The 22,940-nt window shown below is 69.6% G+C and carries 20 protein-coding genes and 2 pseudogenes; 13 read left to right on the top strand and 9 right to left on the bottom strand.

The window, feature by feature from the left end; translation table 11 throughout:
- Window positions 1-13: 13 nt before the first annotated feature.
- Window positions 14-1,054 (bottom strand): amidohydrolase family protein, encoded by a 1,041-nt coding sequence (locus HUT19_RS02350; protein WP_254885387.1) that lies wholly within the window; start codon window positions 1,052-1,054, stop codon window positions 14-16.
- Window positions 1,055-1,199: 145 nt separating this feature from the next.
- Window positions 1,200-1,916: an SDR family NAD(P)-dependent oxidoreductase gene (locus HUT19_RS02345; RefSeq protein ID WP_176178825.1), complete on the bottom strand. Its 717-nt coding sequence runs from the start codon at window positions 1,914-1,916 to the stop codon at window positions 1,200-1,202.
- 216 nt (window positions 1,917-2,132) lie between these two features.
- Between HUT19_RS02345 and HUT19_RS02340 the strand changes: the two genes are divergently transcribed.
- The gene (locus HUT19_RS02340) at window positions 2,133-3,170 is read left to right on the top strand and encodes an Lrp/AsnC family transcriptional regulator (RefSeq protein WP_176178824.1); all 1,038 of its coding nucleotides are present in this window, start codon (window positions 2,133-2,135) and stop codon (window positions 3,168-3,170) included.
- Window positions 3,171-3,471: 301 nt separating this feature from the next.
- Window positions 3,472-4,212 (top strand): class I SAM-dependent methyltransferase, encoded by a 741-nt coding sequence (locus tag HUT19_RS02335; protein WP_176178823.1) that lies wholly within the window; start codon window positions 3,472-3,474, stop codon window positions 4,210-4,212.
- Between the two features lie 496 nt (window positions 4,213-4,708).
- Here the strand turns inward: HUT19_RS02335 and HUT19_RS02330 are convergent, their stop codons facing one another.
- Window positions 4,709-5,983, bottom strand: a complete 1,275-nt coding sequence (locus tag HUT19_RS02330; RefSeq protein WP_176178822.1) for a cytochrome P450 — start codon at window positions 5,981-5,983, stop codon at window positions 4,709-4,711.
- A gap of 293 nt (window positions 5,984-6,276) precedes the next feature.
- Window positions 6,277-6,882, bottom strand: a complete 606-nt coding sequence (locus HUT19_RS02325; protein ID WP_176186381.1) for an HNH endonuclease family protein — start codon at window positions 6,880-6,882, stop codon at window positions 6,277-6,279.
- A 259-nt stretch (window positions 6,883-7,141) separates the two neighbouring features.
- On the opposite strand from HUT19_RS02325, the gene HUT19_RS02320 reads away from it, so the two are divergent.
- The 7 genes and pseudogenes from HUT19_RS02320 (at window position 7,142) to dapE (ending at window position 11,159) form a co-directional block, all read left to right on the top strand.
- A complete protein-coding gene (locus HUT19_RS02320) occupies window positions 7,142-7,402 on the top strand; it encodes a hypothetical protein (protein WP_176178821.1) in 261 nt (86 codons plus the stop codon).
- A gap of 54 nt (window positions 7,403-7,456) precedes the next feature.
- Window positions 7,457-7,513: pseudogene (locus HUT19_RS44170) on the top strand (twin-arginine translocation signal domain-containing protein); the annotation flags it as partial.
- A 14-nt stretch (window positions 7,514-7,527) separates the two neighbouring features.
- The gene (locus tag HUT19_RS42670; protein WP_254885385.1) at window positions 7,528-7,872 is read left to right on the top strand and encodes a sulfatase-like hydrolase/transferase; all 345 of its coding nucleotides are present in this window, start codon (window positions 7,528-7,530) and stop codon (window positions 7,870-7,872) included.
- Window positions 7,803-8,153, top strand: a pseudogene (locus HUT19_RS42665) (hypothetical protein); the annotation flags it as partial. The gene HUT19_RS42670 and the pseudogene HUT19_RS42665, both read left to right, overlap by 70 nt.
- Before the next feature lie 56 nt (window positions 8,154-8,209).
- The gene (locus tag HUT19_RS44165) at window positions 8,210-8,524 is read left to right on the top strand and encodes a sulfatase/phosphatase domain-containing protein (RefSeq protein ID WP_368661740.1); all 315 of its coding nucleotides are present in this window, start codon (window positions 8,210-8,212) and stop codon (window positions 8,522-8,524) included.
- A gap of 83 nt (window positions 8,525-8,607) precedes the next feature.
- Window positions 8,608-10,095 (top strand): amino acid permease, encoded by a 1,488-nt coding sequence (locus tag HUT19_RS02310; protein ID WP_254885384.1) that lies wholly within the window; start codon window positions 8,608-8,610, stop codon window positions 10,093-10,095.
- On the top strand, window positions 10,092-11,159 hold the full coding sequence (dapE, locus tag HUT19_RS02305; protein ID WP_176178819.1) for a succinyl-diaminopimelate desuccinylase: 1,068 nt from the start codon (window positions 10,092-10,094) through the stop codon (window positions 11,157-11,159). Before HUT19_RS02310 ends, dapE begins: the two co-directional genes overlap by 4 nt.
- A 5-nt stretch (window positions 11,160-11,164) precedes the next feature.
- Here the strand turns inward: dapE and HUT19_RS02300 are convergent, their stop codons facing one another.
- A complete protein-coding gene (locus HUT19_RS02300; protein ID WP_176178818.1) occupies window positions 11,165-12,760 on the bottom strand; it encodes a PucR family transcriptional regulator in 1,596 nt (531 codons plus the stop codon).
- A 109-nt stretch (window positions 12,761-12,869) separates the two neighbouring features.
- On the opposite strand from HUT19_RS02300, the gene HUT19_RS02295 reads away from it, so the two are divergent.
- The 3 genes from HUT19_RS02295 (at window position 12,870) to HUT19_RS02285 (ending at window position 16,202) form a co-directional block, all read left to right on the top strand.
- Window positions 12,870-13,817 carry a chorismate synthase gene (locus HUT19_RS02295; RefSeq protein ID WP_176178817.1) on the top strand — a complete coding sequence of 316 codons (948 nt, stop codon included), beginning with the start codon at window positions 12,870-12,872 and terminating at the stop codon, window positions 13,815-13,817.
- Window positions 13,814-14,959, top strand: coding sequence for an o-succinylbenzoate synthase (gene menC, locus HUT19_RS02290; RefSeq protein ID WP_176178816.1), 1,146 nt, complete (start codon window positions 13,814-13,816; stop codon window positions 14,957-14,959). The genes HUT19_RS02295 and menC overlap by 4 nt, the downstream gene beginning before the upstream one ends.
- A 349-nt stretch (window positions 14,960-15,308) precedes the next feature.
- Window positions 15,309-16,202 (top strand): hypothetical protein, encoded by an 894-nt coding sequence (locus HUT19_RS02285; protein WP_176178815.1) that lies wholly within the window; start codon window positions 15,309-15,311, stop codon window positions 16,200-16,202.
- On the opposite strand, the gene HUT19_RS02280 is transcribed toward HUT19_RS02285, so the two are convergent.
- Window positions 16,147-16,947, bottom strand: coding sequence for an ABC transporter ATP-binding protein (locus HUT19_RS02280; RefSeq protein WP_176178814.1), 801 nt, complete (start codon window positions 16,945-16,947; stop codon window positions 16,147-16,149). The genes HUT19_RS02285 and HUT19_RS02280 overlap by 56 nt on opposite strands.
- Window positions 16,944-18,740 carry a 2-isopropylmalate synthase gene (gene leuA / locus HUT19_RS02275; protein WP_176178813.1) on the bottom strand — a complete coding sequence of 599 codons (1,797 nt, stop codon included), beginning with the start codon at window positions 18,738-18,740 and terminating at the stop codon, window positions 16,944-16,946. Before leuA ends, HUT19_RS02280 begins: the two co-directional genes overlap by 4 nt.
- A gap of 183 nt (window positions 18,741-18,923) precedes the next feature.
- Between leuA and HUT19_RS02270 the strand changes: the two genes are divergently transcribed.
- A complete protein-coding gene (locus tag HUT19_RS02270; protein WP_176178812.1) occupies window positions 18,924-19,613 on the top strand; it encodes a FadR/GntR family transcriptional regulator in 690 nt (229 codons plus the stop codon).
- Between the two features lie 163 nt (window positions 19,614-19,776).
- Here HUT19_RS02270 and HUT19_RS42660 read toward each other — a convergent pair whose 3' ends face one another.
- Both HUT19_RS42660 and HUT19_RS43890 read right to left on the bottom strand, forming a co-directional pair.
- The gene (locus HUT19_RS42660) at window positions 19,777-20,130 is read right to left on the bottom strand and encodes a hypothetical protein (protein WP_254885383.1); all 354 of its coding nucleotides are present in this window, start codon (window positions 20,128-20,130) and stop codon (window positions 19,777-19,779) included.
- 618 nt (window positions 20,131-20,748) lie between these two features.
- A complete protein-coding gene (locus tag HUT19_RS43890; RefSeq protein ID WP_303331586.1) occupies window positions 20,749-22,227 on the bottom strand; it encodes a serine/threonine-protein kinase in 1,479 nt (492 codons plus the stop codon).
- Window positions 22,228-22,940 lie beyond the last annotated feature (713 nt).

Below are 22,940 nucleotides of genomic sequence, written 5' to 3'. Positions count from 1 at the left end.
GCACCGGCCGCATTCAGCGACCGGGAGCGTCAGGCCAGTCCAGCCGGAACAGTGCCTCCGCGTTGCCGGAAGCGATCTTGGATCGGTCCGAGGGCCCGGGGATGGCGTCGAAGAACCGCTCGACCGCCGCCGCGCCGGGCCGGTGGAAGGGGTAGTCGGTGGAGAACAGCACCCGGTCGGCACCGGTGAAGTCGAGAGCGTGGCGCAGCAGTCGCTCCTGGAGCATCCCGCTGCTGGTGATGTGGATGTTGGTCGTGATGTAGTCCGACACCCGGCGTTCGAGGTGCTTCGCCATCGCGGAGAGGCCGTCGGCCCGATCCATCCAGAACAACAGCATCTCGCCCCAGTGTCCGAGGACGAGCTGAAGGTCGGGGTGGCGGTCGAACGTGCCACGCAGGATCAGCCGCAGCGCGGACAGGCCCGCCTCCACGTGCCAGCCCCAGCCGAAGGTCGCCAGACCGAGGTCGGTCAGTGGATCCAGGCCTCGGTACGCGACATCGCGCAGCTCGTTCGACGGGATCTGCGGGTGGATGAAAATGGGCTGGTGCAAGCGGGCCGCGGTGGCGAACAGGTCGTCGTAGGCGGGATCATCCAGCGTACGGGTGCCCGTCCGGCCGTGGATCATCGCGCCGACGTGACCCAGCCGGGTGGCGCACCGTTCGAGTTCTGCGGCCGCGGCCTGCGGATCGCTGGTCGGCAGGGTCGCGAACGCGCGGAAGCGGGCCGGATGCGCGCCGACGGCCTCGGCGGCCTCGTCGTTCGCCTCCCGGGCCAGCGCGATGGCCTCCCGGGCGGGGAGTGCCTGGGTGGCGGGCGTGACGACCGACAGGATCGAGACGTCGATCCCGGCGGCGTCCATCGCCTCGATGCGTCCCTGGCCGATGTCCTCGAGCCGGGCCTGGTTGTCGCCTGTGGTGTTGAAGGCGATGCTTTCGTCCCGGGCATCGTGCTGAAGGCGCTCGAGCGCGTCGCGGATATCGACGCTGTTCCAGTGCTCTTCGATCGCGATGATCTTCACGTTGATGTCCTCCGGGCCGTCAGTGGCGGACCGCATGCGCTACCAACGGACGCCCTCATTCTGGTGGTCCGGGTATCGCGGTCCGCCCCTGGCGGCCTGGGCCTCGATCGTGTCGATCGCGCCCAGGGATGTTTCCGGCCGGTCGTCAGGCGCGCGGCGGGGCCGTCCAGGTCGGTGGGTTTCACCACGGGACGGTCTGACCGAAACGATCCAGATACTCGAGACCAGGCTTCCCCAGCCTCGACAGCAGAACGTCCATCACCCGCGGCACACTCTCGTCGATGGTGAGTGGCGCATCCGGCCCCCCCAGGGCCGTGCGGACCCAGCCGGGCGCCATGAGTGCGAATGCGCGCTGCGTTTCGGACTGCCGGGCCGAGAAGCTGCGCATGAACATGTTCAAGGCCGCTTTGCTACCCCGGTAGACCTCGCGCAATCCGGTCGTATTGTTCGTGATGCTGCCTTGTCCGGAGGACATCACCCCGATGAGTCCAGTCGGAGACACGAGGCCTTCGAGTGTTCCGATGACGCGCATGGGGCTGAGCGCGTTAGTGACCATCACCTCCACGAAGTCGTCCGTCGGAACCGCACCGATCGGCGTCTGCTCGTTGTTCGTGGTCCCTGCGTTGACGAAGAGCACGTCGAGTCGTCGTTGCGCGAGACGCTCGTGCAGGGGCGCCAACTGTGGGGGCTCGTTGATGTCGAGATGCTCGACGGAGACGCGCCCGTCGGAGCGGTCCGCGAGATCGTGCAAGAGGGTTCGAGCAGTTGCGTCTCGGACCGTGCCGATGACGTTCCATCCTCGGTCGAGAAATTCGGCGGCCATCGCGTACCCGAGACCGCGGGATGCCCCAACAATGAGAGCGGTCGGCGTGTGCCGGTCCGCGTCAGTCGATGACACTTGGCGTCATCCCCCTACTTCGAGTTTTGAGCTCACAGCGAGCTTCGTCGTGAACGTGTCGCGACCCGAGACGGCGTCCGCCGGCGTCGAGGTCGCCATCGGAGTGCCAACCGCCGCGAGCGGCACCCCGATGCGCTCGAAGTGTTTCCGCCACGCCGCCCTCGGGGCACGTCCGGGGCGTGGATTTGTACGATTGCCCACGTGACTGGAGTGTTCATGGCTGAATCCGCCGCTGTGCAGCCGGACGATGTGCGTGTCATTCGTGCGCTCCAGGTGGCTCCGCGGGCCTCGTTCGCCTCGATCTCGGCTGTGCTCGGCCTCACCGAAGGCGCCGTCAGCCGCCGTTTTCGTCGGTTGCGCGCCGATGGCGTCATCCGCGTCGTCGGCGTCGTCGATCCGGGGGCGCTGGGACAGAGCAGGTGGCTGGTGCGACTGCGGTGCCGCCCCGGCAGCGTTACGGCGATCGCCGACGCACTGGCGAAGCGCGACGACGTCAGCTGGGTGGCCCTGGGCGCCGCGGGCTCGGAAATCACCTGCGCGGTCCGGTCGCGGACTCGGGAACAGCGCGAGGACCTGCTCGGTCAGCGACTTCCGCGCACCGCAGCCGTCATCGACATCAACGCGTCCGCGATGCTCCGTCAGTTTGTCGGAGGCCGCGGCCACTACTGGGCCGCTCTGCACGGCACGCTGACCCCACAGCAAGAGTCGATGCTCGGGAGCGATGGCACCCCTTTCATGGAATCCCCGGTTGTCGCTCGCGATCCGGTGCGCCTCACCCCCGAGGACGAGAAGATGCTCGACCTTCTCGCGGCGGACGGTCGCGCCAGCCTTGTCGATCTCGGCGCAGCGGCGGACCTCACGCCTGGGCGCGCATCACGCCGTCTTCAAGCGTTGTTCCGGCTCCGGGTCGTCCACGTAGATGTCGAGATCGTCGCAGCAGCACTCGGCTATCACGCTCGGGCGAACCTTTGGCTCCGCGTGCACCCGTCGGCAGTCAAGAGCGTCGGACGCACACTCGCGCGGGAACCCGAAATAGCCTTCGCCGCGGCCGTCTCCGGCCCCTACAACATTCATGCCGTGGCGCACTGCCACGATCTCGATGAACTGTTCGAATTCACTGCGGAGCGCATCGGGTCTCTGTCCGGACTCGAGAGCATGGAGGTCTCTCCTCTGCTCCAGCAGATCAAGCAGGCCGGCACACTCGTGTCCGGCGACCGCCTCGTCGAGCCGCGAAGCGCTCGAGCGCGACGCTGAAGGTGCGGACCGCGACTCGACCACCCAGCGCGCACAACACGACTTCGTCGACGAACACGGCTCGGGTGCAGGCGTCCACTTCCCGGTGGAAGACCGAGACTCCCGTCCTCGTACCGGTCCTCGGCGCATGTGGCTGAAGTGGTGCTGGACCGTGTACATCTCCCCGTGCCACGTTCAAAGTCGCTGGGGAACAGGCTTGCGAAGCCATGGGAAGTCGACGACGAGCTGTGGGTGGTGATCGGAGTTGGTGGACGGTAAAGGCGTCGACAGCGCCCCTCGGCACCTGGCAAGGTGGCCGCCCGTGACAAGCAGTGAGTTGTGGACCCGTGCGACCGCCGACCGGTACGACGCCGAGGAGACCGAGATGTCCTCGGCCGCCGTTCTCGGACCGACTCTCGCCTTCCTCGCCGAGCTCGCCGGAGACGGCCGGGCACTGGAGTTCGCCATCGGGACCGGACGAGTGGGCGTCCCGCTCCGGGAACGCGGCGTGCCGGTAGTCGGCATCGAACTGTCCGAGCACATGGCAGCGGTACTGCGGCGCAAGATCGACGAGGACACGCTCCCGGTAGTCATCGGGGACATGGCCACCACCGTCGTCCCCGGAGAGTTCACCCTGGTCTATCTCGTCTACAACACCATCACGAACCTGCTCACGCAGGACGAGCAGGTCGAGTGCTTCCGCAACGCCGCGCGTCATCTGGAGCCTGGCGGCCGATTTGTCATCGAGCTGGGCGTGCCGCCGGTGCGGTTCCTGCCGCCTGGCCAGGTCGCGGTGCCGTTCGACGTCTCTGAGCAGCATCTTGGCTTCGACACCTTCGACCTGGTCGAGCAGATTCTCGTCTCGCACCACTTCACCCGCGACGGCGACGACGGCCGCTACCGCCGCGGCAACTCCCGGCACCGGTACGCCTGGCCGACGGAGCTCGACCTGATGGCTCGGATCGCAGGGCTCGAGCTGGAACGTCGCGTCGCGGATTGGGGCGGGGGGCCGTTCACCCAGGACTCCGCGAAGCACATCTCCGTGTGGCGCAAGCCAACCTGAGGTCGGCCACCGGGCCGTCAACGTGAGCCGTGCCTGACGTGCTTCCAGAGGTGGCCGCCCATGCCAGAGCGGTTCGCAGCGCTGATGGCCGGAAATCGCGGCCTTCAAGATCGCGCTTTCCGGAGCATCGCACCAGCCGCCGACCGGCCACGCCCGGAAAGGCGTGGCCGGTCAGCGGCTCGGGGGCACCTTCGCCAGGAGGTCTCTTCCCACCCGTGCGGGCTCAGGCGTGCGGTGACATCAGCGTGCGTGCCCCAGACGGGGGGCGGGGTATTGAGATCCGCATCGCGAGGGTGTGAGATCACAATCGCGTTGAGGTGCGGGCGGACGACATGGACGGGCGAATGTCACGCGAGGGCCGGTGGCCGCATGGTCATCGCGCGCTTCGCCGACGGCACGGAACGGCATGTCACCACCGTCACCCCGGCCAAGCTTCCCCGGGCGGTCTGCTGAACCGGCGCATCGGTGCCGACACACTCGAACGCGTCGGCACGCGTCATCTTCCTGGACGTCGACGCCGTACCGTCACCCGCTCCGGTGCCCGGAACGACAGCAGGCCCAGCATCGGGGGTGACTCCACCTCCGCGAGCTCCACGTCCGGAAGCAGGGACGCGGCCATGCGCAGCGCCACGGCTGCTTCGGTACGAGCCATGTGCGCCCCCGGGCAGAGATGGCGGCCGAGGCCGAACGACAAATGCTGTCGGCCGTTGGGCCGGTGCGGACAGAGCTCTGCGGGGTCGGCGAAGACCTCGGGGTCGGAACCCGTTCCCATGAGCATCAAGAGGAGCTCGTCCCCAGCGGGAATCCGTACCCCCGACAGTTCCACGTCCCGTGCGGCCACTCTCCGCCAGGTCGTGACCGGTGGCTCGCGGCGTATGACTTCCTCCACCCACCGTTCGCTGAAACCGTCTTCCGTGGCCACCCGCGACCAGATGTCCGGGTCCGCTGCCGCTCTGCGCAGCACGGTGGAGATCAACTGACCGGTCGTGGACTGGCCGGCGATCAGGACGAAGAAGCACGCGGCCACGGCGGTCCTCCGATCGAGCACATCGCCGTCCGGCAGGCGATGCTCGCGCAGTGCGCCGAACAGACCGCCCACGGAGGCATCGTCGGCCTGTGCCATCAGCCACCGGTAGAAGGCTCCCACCTGCTCGGCCAGGTGGACCTGGCGCTCCAGCCGGGGTCGGCCGTAGAACAGTTCCAGCGCCGCGTCGCTCCAGGACACCAGCAGTCGCGGCTCGACGTCCTCGATTCCGAGCACCCGCATCATCACCCTGCAGGGCAGCTGCCGTGCGTACCCGGCGGAGAGGTCGTACACGGAGTGCGCCGTGACATGGGCTTGTGCCTCGGACAGCAGCTCCCGAGCACACTGCTCGATCAGGGGTACCGCGGCGGCTACCCGGTGTGGGGCGAAGAACCGCGTCACCAGCCGTCGAAGCCCCGTGTGGCTGGGGCCGCCGTTGTTGGCGAGGGCCGGCGGCAGTGCGAACCCGTCCTCGGCGAGAGTGCGCAGGGCCGGTATCGACAGACGTGAGATCGCCTTCTGAGCGTTGTCCGGAAGGTAGGATTCCGGTTCCAGCAGCACTCGACGCACATCGGCGTACCGGCTGATCAGCCACAGGCCGGTGCCGGGGTCGTGGTGAACCGGTGTGGAGTCCCGCAGAGTCCCCAGGGTGGGAAACGGGTCGGTGACGAAGGCCGTCCCGAGGAGATCCAGGAGCGCGAGCTCGCTCTCCTGGTCGATGCCTGGGGCAACACCGCCGACCATCATGTGCTCCTTCGCCGGGTAGTTAGTTAACGTTAACTAGCGGCGACACTAGCGGGCCGTCGCTTGACCTGTCCAGATCCGGCTCAGGCGAACCCGTGGTGACCCGCACCGGCGGGATGTTGGACCACGCGACAGCGACATGCGCAGGCGGCCTTCGCCGCCTGGGAGGAAGCGGGCTCCGAACCCATGGGCGACGTAAGCGTCCAGGTCGAGGAACCCCGGGTCCTGAACGTGCTTTCCGGACCCGGGGTTCCTCGGCCTGTTCGAGGTGTGAGGCGAGAAGGGGTGGGGTGGTGTCAGCAGGTGTTGATCATGCTTTGCAGGGCCGACTTCTCCGAGGACTGCACTTTGAGCCCCCAGTGGTACTTCACGTGGACCCACATCTTGGCGTAGGTGCATCGGTAAGTGGTTCTCGAGGGCTGCCAGGTGGAGGGGTCCTGGTCGCCCTTGGCCTGGTTGACGTTGTCGGTGACCGCGATCAGCTGCGGGTAGCTCAGGTCGTTGGCGAAGGACTGCCGCTTGCTGGTGGTCCAGCTGCTCGCCCCCGAGCGCCAGGCCTCAGCCAGCGGCACCACGTGGTCGATGTCCACGTCGGAGGCCGCGTACCAGGTGGCGCCGTCGTACGGGCTGTACCAGCTGCCCGAGGTCGGGTAGCAGGAGCCGTCGACGACCACGTTCGTACCGTCCCGCTTGAGCACGGTCTCGCGGGTGTTGCAGGTTCCGGAGATGGTGATCCAGTGCGGGAAGAGGTCGCGGGAGTACCCGGTCATCGACCCCTCGGATGCCACGGTCAGCGTGTTGAGCTCGGTCTGTGCGGTGGAGGCGCTGGGGATGTTGGGCGGCGTGGCGGCCGCGGGAGAAAGCACGGTCAAGGACAGCGCGATGGCGCTCAACGGCGCCATCAGTAGGCCAAGTCGGCGTCGGCGTTGCAGGGTGGGTGCACGGAACACAGGAGCCTCCCCGTAGGCGGAAGGGATGGTGCCTGTGACTGTGGGGCGTCCGGATGGCCGCCCGGTCGCCACTGCGTGACCGAGTCATGACAACAGGTGAAAGCCTCGTAGCCCAGCGTTATCGGCGGGGCATGCTGCCCTGTGCTGGGGCATGCGTGTTCGGTCCCGCTCGCTATGATGCGGCTCCGTTTCCGGTCCGAGAGGGATTCACGTGTCGACTCGCATGCTGACGGCGCTTGCCGTGGGCTCTCTTGTACTCGTCGCGGGATGTTCGGACGGCGGTGATGACGCCAAGAGCGACGGGCCGCCCACCAGCACGGAGTCGTCACCGGTGGCCTCGCAGTCCAGGTACACCAAGTTCGCGGACTTCCCGGGCAAGGACTTCGTGACGACCGAACCGGGGATGCAGCTTGGCGTACGGGTGAAACCTGTGGACACCAGTTGGACACCCGAATGGGCAGGTGTCGGCTGATGCCGGAAAGCACTATGTCGCCGTCTATGTCGCCGTGACCGGGGAGGACCGCAGGTGAGCCGGCGTGGCTTTCTCGCGGGTACGGCGGCCGCCGCAGCCACGGCCGGGGTTCCCGCGAAGCCCAGGTGGCGGCCGCCGGTTCCGCTGCTGCCGCCACCCGCCCGAACATCCTGCTGTCGCGGTCATCGGTCTTCAGCGGCCGCTACGCCCACAACCACGGGGTCCGCAACAACAAGGCCTCCTGCCAGCTGGACCAGAGCACCACGGTGCAGCGCTACCTGAAGCAGGCGGGGTACCGCAGCGGCCTGTTCGGCAAGTACCTCAACTCCTGGACTCTCTCGGACAACCCACCGCACTTCGAGGAGTTCGCGCTGCTGCAGCCGGGGTACGTCGACGCCCAGTGGAACGTCAACGGCACCGTCCAGACGATCAACGGCTACACCACACCGTCGTCAAGAACCGGACCCTGAACTTCATCGACAAGGCCGTCACGGATCCCCGCCCCTGGTTCGCGTACGTCACCCCGTACGCCTCGCACGGCCCGCGCACGCCCGAGGCCAAGGACGCGGGCACGGCCGTGCCGGACTGGAACGGACGGCCCTCCGTGCCCGAGAACAACCGGGACGACAAGCCGGCGTACATCAGGAACGCGACCGGGACGCCGGCCGACGGCCAGACGATCCGGGCGGAGCAGCTGCGAACCCTGCTGTCGGTCGACGACGCGGTGCAGGCGTTCAAGGACAAGCTCCAGGCCCTCGGACAGCTGGACAACACCCTTGTCATCTACACCGGTGACAACGGCTTCAGCTGGGCCGACCACGGCTGGACCAAGAAGTCGGTGCCTACCGCCCGGCCCACGAGGTGCCGTTCTACCTGTCCTGGCCGGGCGGCGGCCTGGGCGCCGGGACCACCGACAACCGCATCGTCGCCAACATCGACATTGTGCCCACCATCCTGGACGCGGCCGGGATCACCCCGACCCACTCGCAGGACGGGAAGTCGCTGCTCTCCTCCCACACCCGCGACCACCCACGCCCGACAGCTCCACCGGGAACATCGGCTTCCGAGTGGCCGCCTCATTCTTGGCCGATTGTGCAAAGTGAAGCTTGCTTTCTTGGCTGATGCGCACACCCCTCCGCGCGCTCCGTTCCGCATCATCAGGGGCCGGACAGTGCGGCGGCGGAGGGAGCAGCATCGTGGACGGTGTGCGGACACACCCGCGCGGCGGGCAGCAGAGCCCGGGGGAAGACGCGGGTGGCAAGAACAGGTTGACCAGGCGACGCAGCGTGTCGAGCCTGGTCGCCGACGCGAGCGGCGGCCCGCTGCGCCGCACCATGGGGCTTACCCAGCTCACGCTGCTCAGCGTCGGTGCCACGCTCGGCACCGGAATCTTCGTGGTCCTCGGCCAGGCGGTGCCGGAGGCCGGTCCGGCGGTCGTGATCTCCTTCGTGCTCGCCGGGGTCACAGCGCTGTTTTCCGCCCTCTCGTACGCCGAGCTGGCGGGCATGATCCCGGGCGCCGGATCCTCGTACAGCTACACCTACGCCACCCTCGGCGAACTGGTCGCCTGGGTCTGCGGCTGGTGTCTGATCCTCGAGTACGGCGTCTCGGTGGCCGCGGTCGCGGTCGGCTGGGGTCAGTACGTCAACGAACTGCTCCAGCTCACCGTCCACTGGACCCTGCCCGACTCGCTCGCGGCACCGCCCGGCACGGGCGGGGTGCTGAACATCCCCGCCGCCGCGATCGTCATCCTCGCCATGGTGGTGCTGCTGCGCGGCGCCCGGGAGAGCGCGGTCGCCAACACCATCATGGTGGCGGTGAAGATCGCCGCACTCGCGCTGTTCTGCGCGGTCGCCTTCACCGCGTTCCGCGCCGGGAACTTCCAGCCGCTCTTCCCGCTCGGCACGGCCGGCATGAGCGCGGGCGCCGCCTCGCTCTTCTTCTCCTACATCGGCTTCGACGCCGCCTCGACGGCGGGCGAGGAGGCCAAGAACCCACAGCGCGACCTGCCACGCGCCATCATCCTCTCGCTCGGCCTGGTCACCGCTCTGTACTGCGCGGTCGCGCTGGCGGCGGTCGGGGCCATGCCATGGCAGCGGTTCGAGGGCACCGAGGCCACGCTCAGCGAGGTCCTGGTCCGTTCGGTCGGCGGCGGTGCGCTGTGGCCGATCCTGCTGTCCGCCGGCGCGGTCGTCGCCACCACGAGCGTCGTCCTCACCGTGCAGTACGGGCAGACCCGCATCCTCTACTCGATGTCCCGCGACGGGCTCGTCCCACCGGTGTTCTCCACCGTCCATCCGCGGACCGGAGTGCCACGCGCCAATATCGTCATCGTCTCCCTCTTCGTCACGGTCCTCGCCGCGCTCGTGCCGCTGGGCGCGCTCGCCGACGCCACCAGCATCGGCACCCTCTTCGCCTTCACCCTGGTCAACGTGGCCGTCCTGATCCTGCGCCGCCGCAGCCCGGAGGCACCGCGCAGCTTCCGGGTGCCCCTCTCGCCCGTGACACCGCTGCTGGGAGTGGCCTGCTGCGGCTATGTGATGTACGGGCTCGGTGCCGACACCTGGATCGCGTTCGGCGCCTGGATGGCCGTGGGGCTGGCCGTCTACGGGCTGTACGGCATCAGGCACTCCAGGCTCCAACAGCTCGGCCAGGCCGACCCCGACGCCGCCACCGAGGAGACCGCACGATGACTCGTCTCGACCCGTCCACCGACGTCGTGGCCCTCACTCGCGCCCTGGTCGACACCCCCTCCGAAAGCGGTGACGAGGCGGCACTCGCCGACGCCGTCGAGGCCGCGCTGCGCGCCCTGCCGCATCTCACGGTCGAGCGGATCGGCAACTCCGTCGTGGCCCGCACCGGCCCGCGCCGCGACCAGCGTGTGATCATCGCCGGGCACCTCGACACCGTCCCCGCCGCCGGGAACCTCCCCTCCCGTCTCGACGGGGACCTCCTCCACGGCCTCGGAGCCTGCGACATGAAGGGCGGCGTCGCGGTCGCCCTCCGTCTCGCGGCGACGCTCACCGCCCCCGTGCGCGACGTCACCTACGTCTTCTACGAATGCGAGGAGGTCTCCGGCGACCGCAACGGACTCGCCCGGATCGCCGCCGAACGCCCCGACCTGCTCCAGGCCGATCTGGCGATCCTCATGGAGCCCTCCGACGCCGGTGTCGAGGCGGGCTGCCAGGGTGTGCTGATGGCCGACATCACCGTTCGCGGCGAGCGCGCGCACACCGCCCGCTCCTGGATGGGCGTCAACGCCGCCCACCGTGCCGCCGTCGTCCTCCAGCGGTTGGAGGACCACACCGCCGAGCGCGTCGTCATCGACGGCCTGGAATACCGCGAAGGGCTCAGCGCCGTCGCCGTGCGCTCGGGCGTCGCCGACAACGTCGTCCCCGACCTGTGCGTGATCACGGTCAATCTGCGGTTCGCGCCCAGTCGTTCGCCCGAGCAGGCCGAGGCGTACCTCCGCGATCTCTTCCCCGAGCCCGTGTACGAGGTCGAGATCACCGAGGTCACACCGGGCGCCGCTCCGGGCCTCGGCCGGCCCGCCGTGGCCTCGCTGGTCGAGGTCCTGGGCGTGGCACCCCGGCCCAAACTGGGCTGGACCGACGTCGCCCGCTTCGCCTCGCTCGGCACGCCCGCGCTCAACTACGGCCCCGGCGACCCGACCCTCGCGCACACCGCGGGGGAGTACGTCCCCATCGCGCAGCTGCGCGAGTGCGAGCGGCGGCTCACGGACTGGCTCGGCGGCTGAGATCCCTACGGCGACTCGTCACCCCGCAGCCCGGCGAGCGTCCGCAGCTGGAGCCACAACACCAGGCGCTCATCCGGATCGTCGATGTCGATACCGACGTGCGCCTGCGCCTGCCTGAGGCGGTAGCGGCAAGTGTTGGGGTGCACGGCGAGCAGTTTCGCCGCCCGGGCCATGTCGCATCCGGCGTCCAGCCAGCACACCAAAGTCCTGGCGTAGTCCGTGCCGTGTTCGGCGTCGTACGCCAGGACGTCCCGCCAGCCCCCCGCCGTCAACTCCCGCCGGGCGCCGATGACCTCGGCGAGCCGGAGCAGGACGGCGCGGGGGCGGACCTCGGCCACCGTCGCGACCGACTCGCCCGGCCCGAGGACCCGCAGCACCAGGTCGGCGTCGTCCCGTGAGCCGCGTATCTCCGCGAGGCCCGTCACCACATCGCCGATCCCGGCCCGCACCGGCACCCGCAGCGCCTTCCCGGCGCGCCGCACGATGTCCTCGGCGAGGCGTCGCTGCCGCTCGCCACCGCGCCCGCCCGGCTCGCCGGCCACCGGCAGCAGCGCGTACACCACCCCGTCGACGAGGACGCACGCGTGCCGCCCGTACCGCGCCTCGCACTGCAGCCGTACGAGATCCAGCAGCCGCAGCGCGGCCTGTTCGCCGTCCGGCGCGGAGGCCGCACCGTCGAGCGCGAACGCGGCCACCCGCACCGGGCTGCCGGGGGCCAGGCCGAGGCGGTCGGCGGCGGTGGCGGGCTCGGCGGTGCCGTCCAGCAGCCGGCGCAGCAGATCACCCGTCAGATGCCGGGACAGCTCCTCGGCCGCTCGCGCCCGCAGCAGGAGCAGGGCCGCCGTGGAGGCGCCCTGGGCGAGGGCCTGCTCGGCGTCGGGGGCGAGGGTCCCGTCGTCCACGGTCCACAGCGAGCCGAGGGTCTCCCCGCCCGCCCGGACGGCGATGGCCAGCCGCGGCAGTTCGTCACCGCCGAGGGCGGCGAGGCGCACGGGGCCCTGCGAGGCGAACAGCACGCGGTACTGCTCGGTGTTCCCGGGGCTGCCCGGCACCTGACGGCCGAGGATGCCCTGTCTCCGGGGCTCGTCGACGGCCTGCCCGGGGACGGTGGAGTAGGCGAGGATGCGCTGGCGCGGGTCTTCGATGACGGTGGCGCCGCCCACGGCCGTGGCCACGGCGTTGACGAGCGAGAAGAGGTCGCCGAGCGCGGCACCGCCGGCCGTGGGAGAGGGCCGGGCCCCGATCGCCTGGGCCAGCAGCAGGTGGACGTGGTGCCAGGCGGCGTCCTCGTCGACGGCGAGCAGGGGCAGCCCGTGCTCCTCCGCCTCCGCGAGTGTCTCGGTGGGAGGCTCGTCCTTGCCGCGTACGACGAGTCCGGCCAGACCGGCGCCCGCCGCCTCGCGCACCAGCGGTCCGGCGGCACCCGCCCGCACACCGACCGCCAGCAGCAGGGCGCCCGGCGCGCGAGCCGGAAGCGGGGCCTCGGCGTCGTACAGCAGGACCTCGGTGACGGGGGCGGCGAGACCGGCCGGGGCGGTGAGCAGCCGCAGCGTGGACTCACCCAGAGTGTCGAGGAGCTCGCCGAGGGTGCGGGCGTCCATGGCGTGCCCCTTTCTGTCCGCACGGATTGGCTGATCGCAACAGGACTCTAGGTCTCGCTTGTACTCATGGACAAGAGGGATGAGGTCACGGCCCTGGACACTCAAGGACATGACATCTGTGACGATCTCCGACCTGGGGCGCACGCCGGACGAGGCGCCCGCGGCCGAAGCCGAGGCGGTTGCCTCCGCCGCCGCCCGCACCGCCGGAGTCACCGTCCGCACCGTGGACGACGTGGCCGGTATACGGGCGGTGGCCGACTTCCTCGCCGATGTGTGGCAGCTTCCGCGCGCCACCCCGCCCTACCCGACGGAGGTGCTGCACAGCCTCGTCCACGCGGGAGGCGCGGTGCATGCCGCGTACGCCGCCGACCAGCGGAGTGAGCGGCCGGTCGGGGCGTCGGTCGCCGTCTTCGGGCCGCCCGCCGAGCGTGCCGTGTACTCGTTCGTGGCGGCGGCCACCGCCTCGGACCGGGGCGTCGGCTACGCGGTCAAGCAGGCCCAGCGGGCGTGGGCGCTGGAGCGCGGGGCGCACACCATGCGCTGGACCTTCGACCCGCTGGTCAGCCGTAACGCCCGGTTCAACCTGGTCAAGCTGGGCGCCGTCGGAGCCGAATACCTGGTCGACCTCTACGGACCGATGAGCGACGGTGTGAACGACGGCGACGAGAGCGACCGGCTCACCGCCGACTGGGACCTCGTCACGGGGACGGCGCGGGCTGCCGACCCCGCCGAGGGCCGCGCGGACGCCACCGTCTTCCGGCACGCCCCGGACGGCGGCCCGCTCGCCCTCCGGGACGACCGGCGCTTGTGGTGCCGGGTGCCCGAGGACATCGTCGCGCTGCGCGCCGCCGACCCGGCCCTGGCGCTGCGCTGGCGGCACGCCGTACGGGAGGTCTTCACCGACGCGTACGGAGAGGGTTTCCGGGCGACCGCGATGTCACGCGACGGCTGGTACCTTCTCACCCCGCACACCCCGCACACCCCGCACACCGTGGACACGTCCCCCACCCCGGACACCCCTGCCCTCGAGGCCACTTCGGAGGACCCGCGCACATGAGGATCGAACGGGTCGAACTGCTCCATGTCTCCCTTCCGCTGGTCACCCCCTTCCGTACCTCCTTCGGGACGATGACCAGCAAGGACACCTTTCTCCTGCACATCGTCACGGACGAGGCCGAGGGCTGGTCCGAGTTCGCCGCCGACCCGGAGCCGCTGTACTGCTCGGAGTTCGTCGCCGGTGCCGAGATCGTGATCCGCGACTTCCTGCTGCCGCGCGTCACCGCGCTCCGTGAACCGACGACAGCGGCCCTCGCGCCCGCCATGGCCGCGGTCAAGGGGCACGAGCTCGCCAAAGCGGCCCTGGAGACCGCCCTGCTCGACGCCGAGCTGCGGGCCCATGACATGCCACTCGCGGCCTTCCTCGGCTCGGTCCACGAGCGGGTGCCCGCCGGGGTCTCCGTCGGCATCAAGAACTCCCTCCCCGAACTTCTCGATGACGTGGAGAAGTACCTGGCCGAGGGCTACACCCGCATCAAGCTGAAGATCGAGCCGGGCTGGGATCTGGAGCCGGTGCGCGCGGTGCGCACCCGGTTCGGTGACACGCTGCCGCTACAGGTCGACGCCAACACCGCGTACACTCTCGCCGACGCCGAACACCTGCGGAAACTCGACGCGTTCGACCTGCTGCTCATCGAAGAGCCCCTGGAGGAGAACAACCTCCACGCCCACGCCCTGCTGCAGCAGCGCCTGACCACCCCGGTCTGCCTGGACGAGTCCATCCATACCGCGCGTGACGCCGCGGCAGCGATCGCGATGGACGCCTGCCGGGTCATCAACGTCAAGCCGGCCCGGGTCGGCGGCTACCTCGAAGCACGCCGCATCCACGACCTCGCCGCCGCCCACGGCGTCCCGGTGTGGTGCGGCGGCATGCTGGAGACCGGCATCGGCCGGGCCCCCAACCTGGCGCTCGCCGCGCTGCCCGGATGCACCCTTCCCGGCGACACCTCGGCCTCCAGCCGGTACTTCGCCGAGGACATCACCGAGCCGTTCGTCCTGCGGGACGGCCACCTGCCCGTGCCGACCGCGCCCGGCATCGGCATCGCCCCGCTGCCGGACGCCCTGGCCCGATTCACCACGGCCACCCGGGAGTTGTACAGCGCCGGACCGGGGAACCGGCCCCGGCCGACCCGGGTAGGTTGACGCATCGCCCGTGATGGGACCGAACGACGGTTGGCCGTGGGATGCCTCGCAATCCACTGACCTGCTGCGGGTGACGTTCGCCCGCGAGCCGGCGCCGCTGATGGAGCTGGGGGTGACCCTGGCCGCGATGCAGCGCCTCCGGCTACCGCCCGTCTTCGGCAGATGGCAGCGGTCGCTGCGGCGGACCCTGCCGCGGGGGCGCGGCCGCTGCTCGATCTGGTGCCGCCCTCGGGCCGGGGGCCGCTGCTCATGGTTCCGCTCAGCCGGGGGCTGGACGACGGACTCGATGCAGTCCTGTCCACGCCGGGCGGTTACGTGCGTTCGGGGCTCGACCGGGTCTGCTCGGCCGGTGACCCCCTGGCTTCGCGCCCTGGCCGATCAGGATCGCCACGCCTGGCGGCTGCTGGTCGGCTCCCCGCGCACCGCGTACGACCGCGTGCTCGGGGAGGCATGGGGCACCATCCGGTCCGCCTTCGACGCCGAACGCACCTGGCTGCTGGCCGAGGAGGGCATCCGGGCCGCCCTGGCCGGGCTGGCCCCGGGGCCCGGATGGCGCGGTACGACGCTGGCGTTCGACTGGCCAGAGGACGCGGTGTTCGAACTCGACGGGCGGGGCCTGGTGCTGCTGCCGACCACCGTGTGGAGCGGCTGGCCCATGCCGGCCCCGCGGCCCGGCCTGCCCAGCGTCCTGGTCTACCCGGAGCTCAGCCCGCTGCCGCTGCTCGGCGAGGGGCCGAGTGCCGAGCCGCTCGCCGCCCTGCTGGGGTCCACCCGGGGCGCCGCCCTCGCACTGCTCACCCGGCAGCGCACCACGACCGACCTGGGCCGAGCTGTCCACCGCCAAGTCCTCGGCTTCCGAGCACGCCAAGGCGCTGCGGGCGGCCCGGCTGATCATCACCGAACGCGACGGCAAGGCCGTCTGCACTCCTGCACCCCGCTCGGCCTGGACCTGCTCGCCGGGACGAGTGGCCCGGGGCACCGCGTCCCGCGCCCCGGCGGCGGGCTGGAGCAGCACGACCCGAGGTCACGGGGTTCCCTCTACCGACCGGCTCCCCAACGCACGGCCGGCGGATGCCGCCCCGGGGCGGAGCGGGGGGCCGTGACGCTACCGCTCCACTGTGTTGCTGGAGGGGCTGGGGGCGGTACGCGCCGGTCGGCGGGTACCGCCCCACCTGCCCAGGGCCGGGTTACGGCAGGGGCGCGCGGCTCGTGCGCACGGTCCACCGGCCGTCGGTGCGTGTGAGCCGGATCGGGTGGTCAAAGCACTTGCTGACCTGATCGCTGGTGAGAACCTCGCCGACGGGGCCGGAGTTCGCAGCGCGGCCGTCGCGCAGCAGCATCACATGCGTGGTGCCCGGAGGAAGCTCCTCCATATGGTGCGTGACCAGCACCGACGACAGCTCCGGAAAGGTGCGCTGCAGTGTGTCGATCCGTTCGATGAGCTGCTCGCGGCCGGCGACGTCAAGCCCGGTGGCGGGCTCGTCGAGCAGCAGCAACCGCGGATCGGGCAGCAGCGCCCGCGCGATCAGCGCACGGCCCCGCTCACCCTGGGACAGCGTCGGCCACCGTGCCTGGCGACGGGCCCCGAGACCGAGCAGTCCAATGAGGTGGTCGGCCCGCGTGACCTGCTCGTCCGCCGGGCGCCAACGGGGCACCGGCTCGATGGTGCTGGTCAGTCCGGTGAGCACCACGTCGCGAACCCGTAGGGGGGAGCGCGGTGCGTGACGCGGGTCGACATGGCCGACGTACGTGCGCAGTTGACGCAGATCGACCCTGCCCAGCTCATGGCCGAGGACCTCGACCGTGCCCCGGGTCGGGTGGGTGAGCGCCCCCATCAGGCTGAGCAGCGTGCTCTTGCCCGCGCCGTTCGCGCCGAGTAGCGCCCAGTGCTCACCGGGCCGCACCGTCAGGGATATCTCGTGCAGGATCGGATTGCCGTCGCGGACGAAGTCCACGTCGCGCAACCGCAGTACGGGAGCCGCGTTCACGAGCGGGCCTGCCGGGCGCGATTGACTCCGGCCATGACCGCGTTGACCGAAGCGGCGAGCGGGGAGGTGTCCCAGCCGGCACCCCACCAGGTGGCGCCATCCACTTCGCACTCGACGTAGGCGACGGCGGGGCTGCCGGGCCCTGCCGTCGTCGCATGCTCGGCGAAGTGGCGGATGTCGGCACCCATCCCCACGCTGCCGAGTGCGTGGGTGAGCGCCGACAGCGGACCGTTGCCGATGCCCCGCAGCCGCTGCTCCTGCCCGTCGGCGCACAGGACACAACTGAACTGGTGCTCGCCGGGACCGGTCTGGACGGTTTCCCAGGACGTGAGGGCGAGCGGACCGTCGTCGGCCGGGGCAATGTAGGTGGTGCGGAACAGCTCCCACAGCTCGCTGTGCGACAGTTCGAGGCCGCTCGCGTCGGTGGCCCGCTGCACCGTGCGCGAGAAGTCCGGGCGCATGCCCCTGGGCAGGTCCAGGCCGTAGTGCGTCTGGAGCAGGTGCGCGATACCGCCCTTGCCGGACTGAGAGTTGATCCGGATGACTTCCTCGTACGTGCGGCCGATGTCACCCGGATCGATCGGCAGGTACGGAACCTCCCATGCCGCCTCCTGCGGAGCCATGCCTGCCACGGCGGCCTGCTTGGCGTGGTGGTCCATGCCCTTGGAGATGGCGTCCTGGTGCGTACCGGAGAACGCGGTGTGCACGAGGTCGCCCCCGTACGGGTGGCGGGGGTGGACCGGCAGCCTGTTGCAGTGCTCGACCACCTCGCGCACCGCGTCGATGTCGGAGAAGTCGACCATCGGGTTCACGCCCTGCGCGTACAGGTTGAGGGCGAGGGTGACCAGGTCGACGTTGCCGGTCCGCTCGCCGTTGCCGAACAGGCAGCCCTCCACTCGCTGGGCGCCCGCCAGGACGGCGAGTTCGGCGCAGGCGACCCCGGTGCCGCGGTCGTTGTGCGGGTGCACCGAGAGGATCACCGCGTCGCGGCGCGCCAGGTGGCGGTGCATGTACTCGATCTGGTCCGCGTACACGTTGGGCGTGGCGATCTCCACCGTGGCCGGCAGGTTGTGGATCACCGGCCGGTCGGGGGAGGCGTCCCACAGCTCGGTGATGTTGTTGCAGACCTCCAGGACGAAGTCCGGCTCGGTCAGATTGAAGACCTCGGGCGAGAACTCGAACCGGATATCGGCGCCCTGCTGTTCCTCGGCCCGGCGCATCAGATAGGCCGCGGCCTCGTGGATCAGCTGGTGCACCTCTGGGCGCGAGCGCCCCAGGACGACATTGCGCCACGCCGGCGCGGTGGCGGTGTAGAGGTGGATGACGACGCGGGGGAGCCCCTCGATGGAGGCGATCGTCCGGTCGATGAGGTCATTGCGGGCCGCTGTGAAGACGGAGATGGTCACGTCCTCGGGGACCGCGCCGCTCGTCGCCAGGTGACGTACGAAGTCGAAGTCGGTCTGGCTGGCGGACGGGTAGCCGACCTCGATCTCCTTGAAGCCCATCGTGACCAGGAGGTGGAACATCCGGCGCTTGCGCGCGGTATCCATCGGTTCGGCCAGCGCCTGGTTGCCGTCGCGCAGGTCGACGGGCACCCACAACGGAGCCTGCTCCAGACGGCGGGACGGCCACGTCCGGCCCTTGAGGGGGAGGGCGACCCGCTCGTGCGCGGCCTGGTAGCGGTGGTGCGGCATCGCGCTCGGCCGCTGCGGATTCCAGGCCGGAGCACCGGCCGGGCGTGGCGCGGACGGAGTGCGCAGCGTGGGAAATGTCGTGGTCTCTGAGGAAGTCATGGGGCAGAACTACTTTCACTGGGCCAGAAGCTGACCGGCACACCAAGCCCCCGCTGCGGGGAGCCGGTCGAGTCAGGCCCCGCAGCGGCGGCCAAGGAGAAGAAGCTCGCGCAGCGGCATGTCGGGTACGGTAACCTCGATCCAACTCCTCAGACAAGCTGAGGTGTAAGAAGGTGCAGGACCATGCCACTGAGCGCGCTGAGACCAACCCCCCTGGTCGAACAGGCCACCGACCGCCTGCGTGAGGCGATCGCGGGCGGGGAGTGGCCCGTAGGTACGAAGCTCCCCGGTGAGACCTCCCTCGCCAAGATCCTTGGCGTCGGCCGCTCCACCGTCCGCGAGGCGCTCCGCGCGCTCGCGGGGGCCGGACTGGTGCAGGCGCGCCATGGCGCCGGTGTATTCGTCATCGCCACCAAGCCCCAGGAGAACTGGTCGACCCGGCTCCGCCAGGCCGCCGTCACCGACGCCTACGAGGTCCGCATCGCTGTCGAGGTCGAGGCCGCACAGCTGGCCGCGAAACGCCGCACCGTAGACGACCTCGCTGCCCTGGATGCCGCCCTGGACCGCCGCCGTGAGGCGGCGACAAGCAGTGACGCCGAGTTCGTCGACGCCGACATCGCGCTGCACGCGGAAGTCGTCGCCGCGGCCCACAACCCTGTGCTGACCGCGCTGTTCGCCGAATTCCTCCCCGTGCTGCGGCAGGCACTGATCGACCTCGTGGAATTGCTCAACCTGCGCTCCGGCGACCCGAACCACGGCGACGAGAGTCATGCCGCCCTCGTCGACGCCATCGCGCGGGGGGATGCCGAGGAGGCGGGGCGTCGGTTGAAGGAGGAGCTCCAGCAGACGCTCACCCAGCTGCAAACCATCTGAGCTGAGGCCATCGACAAGCACGCTGCGCTGACAGTCAGGGTCTTCTGGCGCGCCGGCGCGTTCTCGGCGTGCTCATCCGCGAGTTGTCAGTGCCGGGCCATCCGGCCGACGGCCCAACGGCCACAGAGGGGAGCGGCGTACATCCAAGGGGCCTTGAGTGGTTTCAGCGGCACGTGTAGGTGAAGGAGACGGACACGGTACGCGGGGCCGGCGAGGTGATGAGCAGCTGTGCCTTCGCGTCGTCCGTTCCCCTGCCGTGGAATGTCCATAGCAACCGCAGTCGAGCCTCGTGCTGCCCTTTGCCGAAGCGTTCTTCAAGCGGTCCTGATGAGGTGCCATCGCTGCGGTTCCATCGATAGGTGACCGTTCCCGGTTGCCCGTTGGTGCCTACCACGGCGACCACTTCCGCGGTTTGGTCACAGGTGAGGGTCGCGTTGGTGTGCGCTGTCACCTTAGTGATCCGCATGTCCGGTGTATCCCGTGGCCAGAGCAAATAAATCAAGACTGCGGTCAGCACCGCTGCCGCCAGACGGTACCGCCGCAACCAGCGCAGACGACCGTGGCGTTTGCTGTGGTCTGCGCCTGGCACAGCGCCGTGCCAGACCTCAGCTGCGGTACCCCCCACCCCCGAGGGGGGGACGCCTGGGCCGAAGCGGAACACACCGGACTCATGTGCCGTGGGAGTTGCCCCGATGGGTGGGGGCATGCTCTCGGTCTGTACCTCGGTGGCGCCTGATTGGCTGCTGGACCAAGCAGTGTCGAGAGCGGTGGCACAGTAGGCGTCGTCGTCAACGTTTCCACCCTGGGCTGGAGGGTGGATTCGTACGGTTTCTTGCAGGTCGGGGTCGGGCACGGTTGGCTGCAGATCCGGGTCAGGCACTGTCGGGTGCAGTTCCGGGTCCGGTAAGTGCCACGGCAAACCTGATTCCTCGACACCGTCCGTCATGTCAGCCCTCGCATGTGCATCATGGCCTCTCTCGCGCCGGCCGCAAGAGGATCAGCTCCACTTAGGTCCCTTGTTGATCACATCGCTGATGATGGCTGTCTGATCGTCACCGACCCGGGCGATGACTCATGGGGCGCGCCAGTGCCAGGCCGGGAATGTCCTGTCCCGGCCTGGCATCGGTCATCTTGATCACCCGGGCTCGCCCTCTACCCCGGAGTGGCTGGGGTCAGGGGTGGTGGGTCCGGGGGTGGGGGTCCCGGAGGGGTCGTCATGGTGACCGGTGTCAGGGGTGGTGGGTCCCGGGGTGGGGGTCCCGGAGGGGTCGTCATGGTGGCCGGGGTCAGGGGTGGTCGGCCCGGGGGTGGGAGTCTCGGAGGGGTCGCCATCATCGCCGGGACCAGGAGTCGTCGGCCCGGGGGTGGGAGTCTCGGAATTCCCGTCACCCGTGTCCGAACCCGCCCGTGACGGTCCTTCGGGAGCGGTAGCTCCTACCGACGGTGATGGTCGTGGTGTCCCGGTGTCCCGACCTCCGTCGTCTGTAGAGGTGTCCTCCCTGGAGTCTGTGTCCGTCCTCCCCGAAGGACTGCTGGAGTCGTCGTCGCCCGGCTTGAGGGTGGTGACGGCTTGTGCGTGCGCCCCGGTCTGTTCCGCGTGAGCCGCTTCCTGACCGGCCCAGCCTCCTGGCATCAAGCTCATGATCGCAGCTACCCCCAGGGCAGCCGCTCCGGCGATCAGGGCATCTCGCTTGAGGAGTTGTGTGCGGCGGCCTCCTGGTAGCACGGTGAGGGCCAGGTCCGCGGCAGCGCCTACTGGGGTCGTCTTGAGGTGTGAGAACACCAGGGGCAGCAGGGCCGCTAGGGCGGCCAGGCGGCTTTGGCCACGCTCTTCCCAATCGGGCCCGTACGCGGACGCGGCGACCCGTTCCAATTCTTGGAGGAAGGCAAGGGCGTTCTCCGGTCGCTGTGCCGGGTCCTTGGCCATGCCGTGCAGTACCAGGCTGCGCACCGCTTCTGGCACGTCGTCCAGCGGCACCGGCGCGTTGACGTGCTGCGCGAGGAGTTCCCACGTCGTGCCGTTGAATGGGCGTACGCCGGTGAGACACTCGTAGAAGGTGACGGTGGCGGCATAGACGTCGGTGGCCGCGGTGGCGGACTCCTGCCTCCACTGCTCGGGTGCCATGTACGCCGGTGTGCCGTACTTGCAGTGGTCACCGGTACGCGCGGCGATACCGAAGTCCGCCAGTTTGGACTGGCCGTCCATGCTGACCAGCACGTTTTCGGGCTTGTAGTCCCGATGCACCACGTCCACGCTGTGAGCGGCGGCCAAGCCCAAGAGGGACCCTTTGAGTACGACCAGCGCGGCCTCGGGTCCGGTTGGGCCCTCCTGGCGCAGCAGCGCGCGCAGGGCAGCACCGGCGATCAGTTCCATGACGATGGCGGCGCCCTGCTGCGCTTCGACATACTCGTACAGCTGCGTCACATGAGGCGAGTTCAAACTGCTGAGGAGCTTGGCCTCGGTCTGGAAGGCGGTGCGAAATGCAGTGCTCGTGCCCAGTTCTTCATTGAGATACTTGATCGCGACATGCCGGGCGGTCGCCGTGTGCAGGGCGATCACGACCCGGCCGTTGCCTCCCCTGCCCAACTCCTGGACGTTGGCATAGCCGGGCACGGTCCATTCTTCAGAATGTCGTCCGGGTGACGAGTTAGCGGAATTCCTTAGTCCTGTCATTGCTCCCCCTGGGACCTCGGTTATCACGACCCCTTCCGAAGTACCATAGGAATGTGCGCCAGATGAGCGCAAGCTTGAACGGTCCCCGTGCGGTAACAGCAGTCTGGCAGATCCGTAACTGTCGCGTGATAAAGATTCTGGATCTTTCAAAAGTGGCCACATGTCGACAGCATTGAAGGTTTATGGTCAACTCGCCGCTAAGACGGTGTCCTATGTGGCGAGGGGGCATTCGGCTTCGTATGGGGGCGGGATGTGTGGAGCTGAATCGCTTCGGACGGGCTGTTCGTCTGTAGGAGATCACCAGGCCGTTGGTAGCAGCGGAGTGGGTACGGCTGCCACGTGGGGCATGCTACGCCGGCTGTCCTTGGCGAGGAGTACGCCAGGGATCTGCGTCGCCTTCACCGGTCTCGGGTCGGGCTCACCCGGGGCGCTGGCCGGCCTGCAGGTTGTGCAAGGAGGGGGCGTAGGAGATCCCGACGATCAAGCCGTCCGCCGTGAGAAGTCTGGCAACTGTCTGGCCCCACGGCTCGGTGCGGGCCTGGTGCACCAGCTCGAAGCCCGCGCGCTGAAGCTCGGCACCGGCGGCTGTGACGGCCCGGCGCGCTGCCACCGCCGGAACAGCACCTACACCGCCCGCCAGGAGCGATAGCAGT

Source organism: Streptomyces sp. NA02950 (assembly GCF_013364155.1).
GTDB lineage: Bacteria > Actinomycetota > Actinomycetes > Streptomycetales > Streptomycetaceae > Streptomyces.
Note: the sequence above shows the minus strand (reverse complement) of the source record. Positions and strands in the feature narration are given on the sequence as shown.